Annotated in this window: 10 protein-coding genes, 1 tRNA gene and 2 pseudogenes; 11 read left to right on the top strand and 2 right to left on the bottom strand. The window is 71.8% G+C overall.

Annotated elements, in window-relative coordinates:
* The first annotated feature begins 61 nt into the window (after positions 1-61).
* The 6 genes from ACXJKL_RS00340 to ACXJKL_RS00315 all read left to right on the top strand — a co-directional run bounded on the left by ACXJKL_RS00340 (position 62) and on the right by ACXJKL_RS00315 (position 6,711).
* Positions 62-2,341 (top strand): hypothetical protein, encoded by a 2,280-nt coding sequence (locus ACXJKL_RS00340; protein WP_457205054.1) that lies wholly within the window; start codon positions 62-64, stop codon positions 2,339-2,341.
* A 211-nt stretch (positions 2,342-2,552) separates the two neighbouring features.
* On the top strand, positions 2,553-3,449 hold the full coding sequence (locus ACXJKL_RS00335; RefSeq protein ID WP_457205053.1) for an AfsR/SARP family transcriptional regulator: 897 nt from the start codon (positions 2,553-2,555) through the stop codon (positions 3,447-3,449).
* A gap of 106 nt (positions 3,450-3,555) precedes the next feature.
* Complete coding sequence (locus ACXJKL_RS00330; RefSeq protein WP_457205052.1) at positions 3,556-4,242, top strand: response regulator; 687 nt, start codon at positions 3,556-3,558, stop codon at positions 4,240-4,242.
* Entirely contained in the window at positions 4,226-5,614 is a 1,389-nt protein-coding gene (locus ACXJKL_RS00325; RefSeq protein ID WP_457205051.1) for a sensor histidine kinase, read from the top strand. The genes ACXJKL_RS00330 and ACXJKL_RS00325 overlap by 17 nt, the downstream gene beginning before the upstream one ends.
* A gap of 53 nt (positions 5,615-5,667) precedes the next feature.
* Positions 5,668-6,138 (top strand): response regulator, encoded by a 471-nt coding sequence (locus ACXJKL_RS00320; protein WP_457205050.1) that lies wholly within the window; start codon positions 5,668-5,670, stop codon positions 6,136-6,138.
* Between the two features lie 6 nt (positions 6,139-6,144).
* Entirely contained in the window at positions 6,145-6,711 is a 567-nt protein-coding gene (locus tag ACXJKL_RS00315) for a copper resistance CopC family protein (protein ID WP_457205049.1), read from the top strand.
* Between the two features lie 25 nt (positions 6,712-6,736).
* Here the strand turns inward: ACXJKL_RS00315 and ACXJKL_RS00310 are convergent.
* Positions 6,737-7,354, bottom strand: a pseudogene (locus tag ACXJKL_RS00310) (endonuclease/exonuclease/phosphatase family protein); the annotation flags it as partial.
* A 279-nt stretch (positions 7,355-7,633) separates the two neighbouring features.
* Positions 7,634-7,706 (bottom strand) — tRNA-Arg (locus tag ACXJKL_RS00305).
* A gap of 212 nt (positions 7,707-7,918) precedes the next feature.
* Here ACXJKL_RS00305 and ACXJKL_RS00300 point away from each other — a divergent pair.
* From ACXJKL_RS00300 to ACXJKL_RS00280, 5 genes and pseudogenes are all read left to right on the top strand, one after another.
* Positions 7,919-9,760 (top strand): phosphoenolpyruvate carboxykinase (GTP), encoded by a 1,842-nt coding sequence (locus ACXJKL_RS00300; RefSeq protein ID WP_457205048.1) that lies wholly within the window; start codon positions 7,919-7,921, stop codon positions 9,758-9,760.
* A 91-nt stretch (positions 9,761-9,851) separates the two neighbouring features.
* Entirely contained in the window at positions 9,852-12,092 is a 2,241-nt protein-coding gene (locus ACXJKL_RS00295) for a putative bifunctional diguanylate cyclase/phosphodiesterase (RefSeq protein ID WP_457205047.1), read from the top strand.
* 11 nt (positions 12,093-12,103) lie between these two features.
* Complete coding sequence (locus tag ACXJKL_RS00290) at positions 12,104-13,537, top strand: glycosyltransferase family 2 protein (protein ID WP_457205046.1); 1,434 nt, start codon at positions 12,104-12,106, stop codon at positions 13,535-13,537.
* Between the two features lies 1 nt (position 13,538).
* On the top strand, positions 13,539-13,754 hold the full coding sequence (locus tag ACXJKL_RS00285) for a hypothetical protein (RefSeq protein WP_457205045.1): 216 nt from the start codon (positions 13,539-13,541) through the stop codon (positions 13,752-13,754).
* Between the two features lie 124 nt (positions 13,755-13,878).
* Positions 13,879-14,153: pseudogene (locus ACXJKL_RS00280) on the top strand (hypothetical protein); the annotation flags it as partial.

Raw genomic sequence — 14,153 nt, 5'->3', positions numbered from 1 at the left:
TGCCGGTCCCACTCTCGTGGCACCACTTACAGGCAGCCTGCCTGGACAGGAGCTGACCACCATGGGAACGACAACGAGACTTCATGGCCCACGGGGCGCGGGCCGGAGGCTGAGGAGCCCTCGAGGGCTCGTCGCCCTCCTGGCCGCCGCGCTCGTGACGGGCGCCGCGGCCAGCGCGCTCGCCGTACCGGTGGCGCCGACCGCGAGCGACGGCACCCTGAAGGTGCGCACCGGACGCCTGGTCGAGGTGGGGCCGACCGCCGAGCACGGCTTCCCGGCCTGGTACCGCGACTCGAACGGGGTGCGCCTGGAGGCGTGCACCACCCTGGACGACCCGCTGTGCCCGACGCTGCCCGACGAGGTGCCCGACCCGGACGCGCCGGTGTCCTACCCGGACAACTTCCCGGGGGAGTTCTTCTACCAGCTCGCCGGGGCGGAGGTGACCGGTCCGGGCGTCGACATGACCGTCGGGATGGACCTCGAGGGCGCCTGGGCGGCGGGCGAGGTCGTCGACGGCGACCAGATGGTCTTCGGGCGGATCCGCATCCGGGACAAGGGCATCGCGGACGGTGAGTACCGGGTGACCCACCCGTACGGCGTGGACCAGTTCGTGGTGCAGGGGGACGGCATCAACTACACCCAGGACATCGGCACCACCCCCGGTGCGTTCGGGCAGGCGCTGGCCAGCCGGGTCGGCCCGTTCCTGCGGTGGGACCCGACCGTGGCCCCGGCCGCGCCGGCCGGCTACATCGGTGACCCGGGTGTGGAGCACGCGATCGTGGGCAGCCCGTACGGCACCAACTACGTCTCGGTGGAGCGGAGGGTCGACGGCGTGTGGACCGAGGTGGCGCGCACGAGCACCCTCAGCGTCCAGGGGCGCTTGGCCACCAATGCCGGGGTCGACGTGCAGCAGGCGACCTACAGCGTCGGTGCCGACGGTRCCGGCTTCGTCGACGTGTACGCCACGTCCGACGCCGGGCAGTCGATCCACGTCAAGGACGCGGGACTCGGCTTCATCGAGACAGGGCTGGAGGGCGACCGCGGCGTCTACTACGGCCGTGTCGCGGTCGACACCTCACCCGACGGGCGGTCGGTCACCGTGGTCAACACCAGCGACACGCCCGTGGCCCAGAAGCAGGTGCGGCTCACCGACGTCGTCACGGTGACCAGGGCGGAGTACGACGCGGACGCCGACCTGCTGACCGTCACCGCGTCCTCGAGCGACCAGGACAGCACCCCCGGCCGGCTGTCGGTCCTCGGGGTGCCGCTCGTCGACGGCCGGGCGCAGATCGCGACCGTGGCGCCGACGGCGACCGTGACCGTCACCTCCGACAAGGGCGGCTCGGCCGTCGTCCCGATCACCGCACGTGGTGCCGGGATGCAGGCCGACAGGCCGGTCGCGGCGGCGTTCGCGAGCCCGCTGGACGCGGCTCCGGGTCAGCGCGTGACGCTCACCGGGACAGGGTCGACCGGGACCATCTCGACGTGGGCCTGGCGTCAGGTTCCCGCCGCCCTGACCGAGGACGTCGAGGTCACGCTGCCCGACGGGACGACGGGAACCCAGCCGTCCACGGTGGAGGTGCCGGTCACCGACGCGAACCGGGTGTCGTTGAGCGGCGCCGCGACGTCCGTGGCGACCTTCAACGCCCCCGCCGGGTACGACGGTCCGCTCGCGTTCGAGCTGGTGGTCTCGGGTCCAGCCGGGACCAGCGAGCCCGTGGTGGTGCAGGTGACCGTCGTCGCCCCCGACCCGACGCAGCCCGTGCCGACCCCCACCGCGGACGCCGGCGCCGACGGCACGGCGCGACGTGGGTCGACGGTCGCGCTGGACGGTTCCCGGAGCGCGCTCGCCGACACGTACGCCTGGACCCAGGTGAGCGGTCCGACGGTGACCCTGAGCGGTGCCGCCTCGGCCCGGCCGACCTTCGTCATGCCGCTCATGGGCCTGCCCACCAGCACGGCGAGCGCCAACCCGGCGTACACCACCAGCTCGACCCCGGTCGTCCTGCGACTGACGGTGACCGGTCAGGGCGGACAGCAGGTCGCCGACGAGGTCACGGTGTCCCCCCTCCCCGAGAGCCTCGTGATCGGTGCGGCGGAGTACCGCGCCGGCAACGAGTGGCGGGTCAGCGGCACGAGCAGCATCCTGGCCGGCCAGCGGGTGGCGGTCGTGCTCGGGCAGGCGTTGACCGGTCGCGTCCTGGGCTTCACCAACGTGGACGCGGTGGGGGCGTGGAGCTTCCGCGGAGCAGGCGGCGTGGCGCCGGGGACGCAGACGACCGTCAGCGCGGTCAGCACCATGGGAGGGAGCCGGCTGGCGTTCACCTTCAGGCGTCGCTGAGCACGACGCGCTCATCCACGAGCCGCACGTCCCCCCGGGGCCGTGCGGCGCGGGGGCGCCTCATAGTCCTTTCGGGCCATCGGGACCAGGCGGGGCCGACCACCCGAATTTCGGGGGGTCCTCCACCCCACGTGAGGCTGTCGTCGCGACCCCTCGATCCGCAGACTGGTCCTGCCACTCGGGGCATCGGAGATCGTCGAGTGGGGGACTCATGTTGGAGATCAAGCTCTTCGGGACGACGAGGGTGGCCGTCGACGGCGCTCCGGTCCCGTCCGTGGACCTCGGTGGGGCCAAGCCCCGGCAGATCCTGGAGATCCTCGCGCTGTCGGCGGGGGTCCCGGTGCCGAAGGACCGGCTCGCCGAGCTGTTGTGGGCGGGCCACCCGCCGCCGTCGTACCTCGGGACGCTCGAGAGCTACGTCTGCGTGCTGCGCCGCAGCCTCGGGCTGGGCCGGGGTCGCGGGTCGGTCCTGTCGACCGTGATGCGCGGCTACGTGCTGGACCCCGCCGGCGTGAGCGTCGACCTGCTCGACTTCCGCCGCCTGGTCCGGCGGGCCGGCCCGGAGGCGGACCCGCGGGCGGCGCTCGCCGGCATCGAGGAGGCGCTGGCCCTCGTCGGTGGTCCGCTGCTCGCGGGGGTGCCCTACGAGGGCTGGGCGGGCGCGGAGCGGGAGACCTTCCGGCGCGAGCTGGTCGGGGCCACGACGCTCGCCGCGAGCCACGCCATCAGCCTGGGCGAGCACGACCTGGCCGTGCGGATGGCCCGGCAGGCGACCACGGCCGACGGCCTGGCCGAGGACGCCTGGTGCCTCCTGATGAGGGCACTGTGGTCGCTCGGTCGTCCGACCGAGGCGCTGCGCGCCTTCCTCACCCTGCGCAGCCGTCTGGCGTCCGAGCTCGGCACCGATCCCTGCGCCTCGAGCCAGGACCTCTACCTGCAGATCCTGCGGGCCGACGGCGGCGATCCTTCGGGCGCGGGCCAGGACGCGCGGGAGGAGGTCAGGATCCTCCTGGGTCTGCTGCGTCGTGCCGTGTCGTCCGTCCCCGGCCTGGAGGAGGCGTACAGCGACCAGGCCCTGGTCCGGGTCGCGTCGGACCTGGTGGCCTGAGCACCACCCTCGGTGGGTGCGCGCGCGTGTCGCGCGGTCCCTCAGGTGAGGGATGACAGCCCCGGTGCATCTGAGGAGACTCGGGTACACACAGCGAGGGGGCACGATGACCGGGGGTCTCACGCGGGCGCCGCACGATCGCGGGCCCGACACGGTCCTGGTCGTCGACGATCACAGGACCTTCACCGATCTCGTGAGGATGGCGCTGGACGCCGAGCCCGACCTCGAGTGCATCGGGGCCGCGCACGATTCCGCCCGAGCGCGTGCCCTCGAGCTCCAGCACCGCCCGGACGTCGTGCTCATGGACGTCAACCTCAAGGCCGAGGACGGCCTCGACCTCGCGAGGGAGATGCTGGCGGCGCGCCCGGAGCTGCGCGTCGTCGTGCTGACCGCTCACGGGGACCGGCAGGTGATGCGCCGGGCCGCCACCGCGGGCGCCTGCGCCCTCATGCCCAAGGACGGGTCGCTCCCCGACCTGCTCCAGAGCGTGCGCGCCGCCCGCCCCGGAAAGTTCTTCGTCCATCCCGCGCTCCTGCACGAGCTGGTGGTGGAGGACCACCGGTCGATGCCGGTGGTGAGCCCTGTCCCCGACCTGACGCCCCGTGAGCGACGGGTCCTGGACCTGCTCGCGCAGGGCCGCGACGTACGCGCGATCGCCGGCGACCTGGAGATCTCCGTCCACACCTGCCGTGGCTACGTCAAGGCGCTGCTCGCCAAGCTCGGCGCCCACTCCCAGCTCGAGGCCGTGGCGGTGGCACGCACCCAAGGGCTCATCGGTGACGGCCGAGGATGACTCGTGGACCCGGCGCGTGCCTCGGCCGGGCTCGGCGGTGCGTTCGGCCGTGCTCCGGTTCACGCTGTCCAGCCTCGTGGCGCTCCTCGTCCTGACCGCAGGCACGATCCTGATCGCCGAGCGCATCGCTCGGCACCAGGCTCTCGAGTACGCCAGCGAGCAGGGTGCCGGGGTCGCCGACCGGCTGGCCGCCCCGCTGGTCGACCGCTCGGTACGCCGCGATCCCGTGGGCTCCAGCGGCGACCTGGACCTGGTGATGGGCAACCGCATCGCCGACGGCAGCCTTCGCCACGTGAAGCTCTGGGACGTCGACGGCCGGATCATCTGGGCCGACGAGCAGGACCTGGTCGGCCAGCGCTTCGACCTCGACGACGACGTGGCGGTGCTGTTCGGGACCACGAAGGTGACGGCGGAGCTGTCGGACCTCTCCAAGGACGAGAACTACTCCGAGCGTGACGAGGGCGAGCTGTTGGAGGTCTACGTCGGCACCTTCGACGCCGACGGCGCGCCCCTCGTCTTCGAGGCCTACCTCCCGGTCGACCGGATGGAGGACGACGCGGACACCATCGTGCTCGCCTTCGTGCCCCTGGTGACGGGAGCACTCGTGCTGTTCCTGGCGATCGTGCTCCCGCTGGCGGTCTCGCTCTCCCGTCGCGTGGAACGCGCGCAGCTCGCCGAGTCCAGGATGATGCGGCACGCCCTGCTGGCGTCCGACCTCGAACGTCGTCGGATCGCCGCGGACCTGCACGACGGGGTGATCCAGGACCTGGCAGGTCTGGCCTACGTGCTCCCGACCGTGACCCGGGAGATGCGGGACAGCGACCAGGGGGAAGCCCGGTCGGTCCTGGAGCGGGCGACCGACATCCTCCAGCACGACACGGCCATGTTGCGCTCGTTGATCGCCGACCTGTATCCACCCGACCTCGAGGGGGAGGGCCTCCGAGACGCCGTCGAGCACCTGGTCCGCTCGGGCGTGGCCGACAGCGGCCTGGTGGCCGACGTCGTCGTGCAGGAGGGACTGTCCACCTCCGACGAGGGCGGCCGGCTCGTCTACCGGATCGTGCGGGAGGCGCTGCGCAACGTCGTCAAGCACGCCGGGGCCAGCCGGGTCCTGGTCGAGGTCACGGAGCACGACGGCCAGGTCTCCGTGCGGGTGCAGGACGACGGCCAGGGGCCGGGCCAGGCCGTCGTCGGCGCAGCCCCGCCGACGGACACGACCGAGGGCGGCTGGGACAGCGCGGAGGGGCACCTGGGCCTCACCCTGTTGCGCGACACCCTGCACGACCTCGGTGGCGCGCTCGAGCTCCGACCCGTCCCGACCGGAGGGGCCGCGCTGGTCGCGAGGTTCCCCGCGAAGCCGGCGCCCGCGTAGCCCAACCTCGCCCCAAGGTGGGTCGTAGAAGATACAACCTCCGGCTCCGACCGTTGCCCTCCGAGGAGGCCGCCATCGCTACCACCGTGATGCTCGTCGAGGACAACCGGTTGCTGCGCGAGACCCTGTCCTACGTGGTCCAGCAGGAGCCTGACCTCGAGCTCGTCGGGATCGCGGCGGACGGCACCGAGGCGTTGACCGTCGGCGTGCGCGCCAAGCCGCGCGTGGTCCTCCTCGACATCAAGCTGCCCGATCGCAGCGGCATCGACGTGGCCGTCGACCWGTGCCGGCTGCTGCCGGACGTGCGTGTCGTGATCCTGAGCGCCTTCTGCACCCGGCGGCTCGTCCACTCCGCCTTCAGCGCCGGCGCGTGCGGCTACCTCGAGAAGGACGGCTCGCACCGCCACCTGGTGGACGCGATCAGGTCCGCCGCCGACGGAGGTCGACCGATCACCCCGCTGGCCGGGCGGCTGTTCGGGGAGGGTCCGCTCCAAGGTTCGCCCAAGCCCGCGCCGGCACCGTGAGGACTCATGCACATCACGACAGACAGCACCGCCGGCCCGGGCCGGCTGCGGGTGCCACGGCGCCTCCTGCGGCTGGTGCTCGTGCTGGCAGCCCTCGTCCTGAGCACCCTGCCCTCACCCGCGGAGGCCCACACCGAGCTGGTCGCCAGTACCCCGGCCCAGGGCGAGCGGGTCTCCCTCGACCTCGACCGGCTCGTCCTGACGTTCCGCGGCGACCTGCTCGCCGCGGGGGCGGCGATCACGGTCCAGGGCCCCGGGGGCGAGGAGGTGCCGGTGAGCCTCGCCGGCACGTTCGGCGCCTCCGTGGACGCGCGCCTGGCCCTCGAGGTGCCGGGGCGCCACACCGTGATGTATCGCGTCGTGGGGGCCGACGGTCATGTGATCGCCGGCCGCCTCTGGTTCACCGTCGTCGCAGGCGCTCACCCCGGAAGTGCCGCGGCCTCGGTGTCTCGGGACGCCCTCCCCGGCGCGTCGGCGACGGCCGACGCGCCGGGGTCGGTGATGTGGCTGCTGCTCGCCGCGGTGCTCCTGGTGGCAGTGACGATCCACCGCGTCGCACGACGTGCGCGCTGACGACGAGCAGGTCGTGGTCACTGAACGGCCACGGCAGCACCTGCGCGACCGGGTCCTCGAACGCCGGGCTCCCGTAGACGTGCTGGATGCCCGGCAGCCGCTCGGACGCAGCGTCGGTGCGGCTCCAGGCTCCGGGGGGCGCGCAGGATCCGCGGCGGTTCAGGTCTCCGCCGAAGAGCCCGAACCGCGACGTGCGGTGCGTGAGCACCACGCCGAGCTCCGCACACTGGGCGTCGTTCGTCGCATCCGTGGCGCGCGAGGTCGGCGTCTCCAGATGTGCGGTGCAGACCTCGATGCCGTCAGCCGTGGAGACGCACAGCCAACGACGCTCCTCCAGCTCGGCCTGTGCCCGAAACGCGTCGCTCTCCGAGCTGACGACGGGTCTCCTCGTCAGCACGGCAAGCCCGAACAGGCCGCGGCCGCGCGGATCGACGCAGGGGAGAGGTGCGCCGGCGTAGACCACGGGCACGAAGCGGACGTGGTATCTCGTGCGTCGTGCGATCTGGACGGCGTCGAGGCGGCAGGCCTCGGTCATGGTCACCGCATCCGGTCCAGCCGCCAGGATCCGCGACACCGCCTCGTCGACGATGTCCGGGTAGCCCGCGTCGAAGCAGCCGGCCAGGCCCGAGAGGCACACGTTCATCTGCACGAGCGTGACGGTCGATGCAGCCGCTCCCGACCGGGACGCGTCTCCACCCTCGGCGCCCGGGACCGGCGCCGTCGGTCGACAGAACGCGAGAGCCGCAATCAGCACCGCAGCGGCCAGCGCGCCTGTGGCGAGCGAGCGACCGGCCGGGCGGATCATTGCTTCTCCACGATACGCGCGGATGCGTGCGGCGCAGGGTCACCGTGGCGTCCCCGCCGCACGAGGCAGAAATGACGAGGACCCCGGCACACCGTCAGGTCTGCCGGGGTCGATCTGCGCGCCTGTAGGGATTCGAACCCCAAACCTTCTGATCCGTAGTCAGATGCTCTATCCGTTGAGCTACAGGCGCCCGTCTGGCTGCGAACAGCGCGACCGGATGAGAGTAGCGGACACGGGCCGACAACCCGAAATCACACCCCGGGGGGTCAGCGTGACCCGGATCCCAGAACCCGTCCGGCTGTGGAGCGTTCCAATCCGCCGAGCATCGTTATGGTGGCGGCACGTTGCGCGACCGGGGCGGTCGAGACGCCCGCGGTCCACCTCACGAGAGGCACAGATCAGATGGCAGATGTCGAGGCAGCACTGGACGCCGCGGGGCTCGAGAACCCCAGGGTCCGCGAGTTCGTGGCGGAGTACGCCGCCCTCACCGGAGCCGAGCGGATCGAGGTCGTCGGCGCGGCCGACGACGCCCGCCTGATCCAGGAGGCGCTCCAGGCCGGGGAGCTGAAGCCCGCCGGCGAGGGCCGCTACTACTCGCGCAGCTACTACAAAGACACCGCCCGCTCCGAGGAGCGCACGATCGTCGCGACGAACGACGAGAAGGACCGGGGCGTCTACAACAACTGGCGCCCGGCCTCGGAGATGAAGCCGATGCTGCACGAGCGCATGCGCGGTGCGAGCGCCGGCAAGACGATGTACGTCATCCCCTACCTGATGTCGCCGCCCGGCAACGAGCTCGCCCCGTGGGCCGCCGGCGTCGAGCTCACCGACTCCCGCCCGGTGGTCCTGCACATGATCCGGATGTCGCGGGTGGCGGCGCACTTCCTCGACGAGCTCGAGGACCCCGACCACTTCGTGCGCGCCGTCCACGTGACCGGCGACCTGGAGAACCTCGGCCAGGGCACCGACGAGGACCAGCGCTACTTCGTCACCGTCGCCGACGAGCGCACCATCCTGCACTTCGGGTCGTCGTACGGCGGCAACGCGCTGCTCGGCAAGATCGCCCACGGCCTGCGCCAGGGTGCGTACGACGGGTGGGCCAGCAAGAAGTTCCTCGCCGAGCAGTACATGCTGATCGGCATCCACGACAACGAGACCGGGAAGGACTACCACATCTGTGGCGGCTTCCCGAGTGCCTCGGGCAAGACCAACCTGGCGATGATGCTGGCACCCGACGTGCTCGGCGAGCGCTACCACGTGTCCTTCTACGGCGACGACATCGCGTGGCTGTGGGTCGACGAGGAGACCGGCCGGCTGATGGGGATGAACCCCGAGTACGGCGTGTTCGGCGTCGCCAAGGACACCAACGAGCGCACCAACCCGACCGCGCTGCACTCCATCGACCCGGGCACGCACGCGATCTTCACCAACGTCGCCTACAACCCGACCACGGGCGAGGTCTGGTGGGAGGGTCGCACCAAGAGCCCGCCGAGCGACGTGCACGGCTGGCTCGACTGGACCGGCTCCCCGCTGGCCGACCGCAAGGACAGCGACTCCTCGCCGTGGGCGCACCCCAACAGCCGCTTCACCACGACCCTGGACAACGTCCCGAACATCGCGACCGACTACGACGCGGCGGCGGGGGTCCCGATCGACGCGATCATCTTCGGCGGCCGCACGCGCGACCGGGAGCCACTGATCCGGGCCATCCACGACCTCGCGGAGGGTGTCTACGACGGCCTCACGCTGGGGGCCGAGGCGACGGCCGCGGCCGAGGGCAAGGAGGGGGTGCTCCGCTACGACCCGATGTCCAACCGCCCGTTCATGGCGTACGGCGAGGGTGACTACGCGCAGCACTACCTCGACGTCGTCGGCGCGGCCACCGACCAGCCGATCTTCGCCCACGTCAACTGGTTCCAGCGCGACCCGCAGGACGGCCACTTCCTGTGGCCCGGCTACCGCGACAACCTGCGTCCGCTGCTGTGGCTGCTGCAGCTCCGCAACGGCGAGGTCAGCGGTCGGCAGACGCCGGTCGGCATCGTGCCGACGAAGGAGGAGCTCAACCTCGAGGGCGTCGACATCACGCCGGAGGACCTGGAGACCATCCTGTCCATCGACAACGTCCGCTGGCAGCAGGAGATGGACCACCGCGAGGAGCACCTCGAGCAGTTCGACCGGATGCCGGAGGCGATCTGGGAGGCCCACCGCCGGGTGGCCAAGGCGCTGGCGGACGACGGCGCCTGACCGGCGTACCCGACGAGTGACGACGGCCCCGGTCCACGACCGGGGCCGTCGACGCGGCGGACGAGCGGTCAGCGGCTACTCTCGTCGGACCATGTCAGGTCTCGGGTCAGCGCAGGACGTGAGCGGCAGCCGGTTCAACCGTCGTCGTCCGTCACTGCGCCTCATGCGCCCCTTCGGCGTCGTCTGCGGCCTCGGCCTGCTCGCGGTGCTGCTTCCGCCGTACGACGTGTCGTGGGTCGTGCTGGCCCTGGCGACAGCCGTCTACCTCCTCATCATGGGCCTGCTCATCGAGAGCAGCCGGCGCGAGCCGCGCACCTGGGTCGACCCGACGGCCGCCTACCTGGCCTTCCTCTTCGTCCTGCTCGTCCGCGAGGCGGGCGGGGGCCAGGCCTCGGGGATGGCCGTGCTGGTGCTGGTGCCCGTCCTGTGGCTTGCGATCACCGGCTCCAAGCGCGAGCTGTACGTCGCGAGCTTCCTCGCCGGAGCCACGATCGTGGGCCCGGTGATCCTGGTCGGCGCTCCCCGCTACCCGATCGAGGACTGGCGGCGGGCCTTCGTCCTGGTCGTCATCGCGGTGGTCCTCGGCCGTGTCGTGCAGCGCATCGTGATGCGGATGGAGCGCGAGACCCGCGCCGCCCGCACGGCCACCGAGCAGAGCGAGCGACTGTTCCTCGACGCACCCCACGGGGTCGCGGTGCTGGACACGACGGGCCGCATCCAGTTCGTCAACGCGGCACTCTGCGGGACCGTCGGTCTGCCCCCCGACGAGCTCGAGGGCATGTGGCTCACCGAGCTGGCCCCGCCGGGCGACGCCTCCGTCGCCGACCACCTGGCCCGCATCTTCGAGGACGTCTCCCGCTCCAGTGCCTCCGACTGCGTGCTGCGCGACTACCGGGGCCAGGACGTCCATGTCGGACTGAGCAGCCGCCTGCTCCGTCGCCCCGGGTCCGAGGACCCCGACATCGTGCTGGTCAACGTGGTCGACGTCTCGGAGCGCCGGCGCTACGAGGACCGCCTCGCCCACCTCGCCGACCACGACGTGCTGACCGGGCTGGCCAACCGGCGCCGCTTCGACACCGAGCTCCAGCGCCACCTCGAGCGCTGCCGGCGCTACGGCCAGACGGGCGCCGTGCTGCTGCTCGACCTCGACAACTTCAAGCAGGTCAACGACAGCCTGGGCCACAACGCCGGTGACCAGCTCCTGGTCACCATCGGCGGCATCCTGCGCCGGTCGGTGCGTGACACCGACGTCGTCGCCCGTCTCGGCGGCGACGAGTTCGCGCTGCTGCTGACCGACGGCGACCAGAGTGCGGCGGAGCGGGTCGGGCGCGACGTCGTGGACCGCATCCGCGAGCACGCCGCCACCCTCGACGGCGTACGCCGCCGCGTCACCGCCAGCATCGGGGCCGTGACCTTCAAGTCCGCCAGCGAGCACGCGACCGACATCCTGGCCCTGGCCGACATGACGATGTACGACGCCAAGGAGGCGGGCCGCAACCAGGTCGCGATCCTGCCCGAGGGGGAGACGCGGCCCCCCAAGTTCTCCGCCCGGCTCCAGTGGCAGAGCCGCATCGAGGAGGCCCTGGAGCAGGACCGCTTCGAGCTCCACCTGCAGCCGATCATGAACCTCTCGAACAACCGGATCAGCTCCGCCGAGGTGCTGGTGCGACTGCGGGACGCGGACGAGCTGGTGCCGCCCTCGCGCTTCGTCTACATCGCCGAGCGCACCGGGCTGATGCCGCAGGTCGACGCATGGGTGGTCGACCACAGCCTCGCGATGCTGGCGCGGCTGCGCCGGATCGACCCGGAGTTCGAGCTCGAGGTCAACCTCTCGGGGCACTCGATCGGGCACCCGGACATCGAGCTGGCGATCCGGGAGTCGCTCGTGCGGCACGACGTGGACCCGGCGGCGCTGATCCTGGAGATCACCGAGACCGCCGCGGTCGCCGACGTGGCCCTGGCCCGGGCCTTCGCCGAGCGGATGACCGAGCTGGGCTGCGCGTTCGCGCTGGACGACTTCGGCGCCGGCTTCGGCTCCTTCTACTACCTCAAGCACCTGCTCTTCGACTACGTGAAGATCGACGGGGAGTTCGTCGCGCAGGTGCACCACTCGCAGGTGGACCGCACGATCATGCGCTCGATCGTCGGCATCGCCCGCGACCTGGGCAAGCAGACGGTCGCGGAGTTCGTCTCCGAGCCGGCGATCCTCGAGGTGTGCCGCGAGGAGGGCGTGGACTTCGCGCAGGGCTACCTCATCGGCAGGCCGGTGCCCTACGACGAGTTCGTCGCCCAGTTCATGGCGACCGTCGTCGCCGAACAGCCCGCGCATTGAGAGGGGACTCGGTGCTCGTGCGGTGGTTGCAGCGATCGGTCGGGCTGGCGATCATCGGGATCGCCGCCCTCGGCGCCGCCGCGCTCTGGGTCGCCGTCGCCGCCGGGGACCCCGTTGCCGGCGAGCAGCCCGACGAGGGCCTGCTGTTCGGCATCTGGCAGGTCTTCTACGACACCGAGATGCCCGCGCCGCGGGTCCTGCTCGCGGCGGTCGGCGTGGCGCTGCTGCTGGCCGCGGGCGTCGCCGCGCTCGAACGTCGGCTCGTCACCCGTGCGCGCCGCAGCGAGGACCCCGACCGGATGCCGCTGGCTCCCAAGCTGGTGATGTCCGAGACGCGGGGCGAGTACGCCGGACCGGTCACGATCACCGTCCTCATCCCGGCCCACAACGAGGAGTCGTGCATCTCCGAGACCCTCGCCTCCCTGCTCTCCCAGTCGCTGCCCCCGGCCCGCGTCGTGGTGGTGGCCGACAACTGCACCGACGCGACGGTCCGGCTCGCGCGGGCCGCCGGGGTGGACGTCCTCGAGACCGTCGACAACGCGCACAAGAAGGCGGGCGGCCTCAACCAGGCGCTCCGCGAGGTCCTGCCCGGCCTGGGGGACAACGACTGCGTCATGGTGATGGACGCCGACACCACCCTGGACGCGGACTTCCTCGTGGGCGCCGCCCGGCGGCTCGCCGACGACCGGGGGCTGATGGCCGTGGGAGGGCTGTTCTACGGGGAGGACGGGGCCGGACTGATCGGGCAGTTCCAGCGCAACGAGTACACCCGCTACCAGCGGGACCTGCGACGTCGTCGCGGACGCGTCTTCGTGCTCACCGGCACCGCGTCCGTGTTCCGACCCCGCGCCCTGCGGGCCGTCGCCGCCGAGCGGGGCGCCTCCCTCCCCGGGGTGCCGGGCGACGTATACGACACCATCGCGCTCACCGAGGACAACGAGCTGACCATCGCGCTCAAGTCGCTGGGCGCGCTGATGATCTCCCCGGCCGAGTGCACGGTGGTCACCGAGGTGATGCCGTCGTGGAGCGCCCTGTGGGCGCAACGGCTGCGCTGGCAGCGGGGAGCGCTGGAGAACCTCGGCGCCTACGGGCTGCGCCCCCAGACGTTCCGCTACTGGATGCAGCAGCTCGGCATCGGGTACGGCGTGATCGCCCTCGGCGCGTACCTCACCCTCATCCTGCTGATGGTGCTGGCCACCTCCACCTGGGTGTGGTTCCCGTTCTGGATCGGCATCGGGCTGGTCTTCACCGTCGAGCGCGTCGTCACCGTCTGGCGCGGCGGCTGGAAGGCCCGGCTGCTCGGGCTGTCCCTCTTCCCGGAGCTCTTCTACGCGATGTTCCTCAACGTGGTCTACGTCAAGGGCATCTGGGACCTCTCGCTGGCGCGACAGGCGACCTGGAAGCACGTCGTGCAGACCGGGTCCGGCGCCCGGATGGAGCACTGAGGTGGCCGAGGTGATCCCGATGGGCCTGCTGCTCCCCGAGAGCCTCCTGCGCCACGACGTCGTCGCCGTGCTGGCGGCGTTCGTCGCGATCAACACGATCGTCTACGTGACCCTCGCGGTCGCCAAGGTGCTGCCCAAGGTCTACCTCAGCGACGTGCTGGAGTCACGGGACCGACGGAGCGAGACCCGCAGCATCGACCCGGACGCCCCGATCTGACGCCAGCACCACGCCGTACGTGCAGGTCAGGGGCCGACGTGACCTGGCTCTCACCGGTGGATCGATCCAATATGAGTGCGCCGAGCGCGAGGTTAGCCTCGCCGGACCCGCACGGGGCCGGGCAATGGCGCCGGGCTTACCACCGACACCTCCGTCGATACGCTCGACGGCCGGCGACGCCCACCAGCACGGGGGCGTACGCCGCGAATGCGCGAGAGGGATCCACCGCATGACCGCCACCACCGACGCCCCCACCTCCACCTCCAGCGGGGAGCCCACGACCCACCAGGGCATCCTCGACTGGGTCACCGAGATCGCCGCACTGACCCAGCCCGACGCGATCCACTGGTGCACCGGCTCCGACGAGGAGTGGACCGAGCTGACCGCGGCCCTCGAGGC

Source organism: Nocardioides sp. P5_C9_2 (assembly GCF_054049555.1).
Note: the sequence above shows the minus strand (reverse complement) of the source record. Positions and strands in the feature narration are given on the sequence as shown.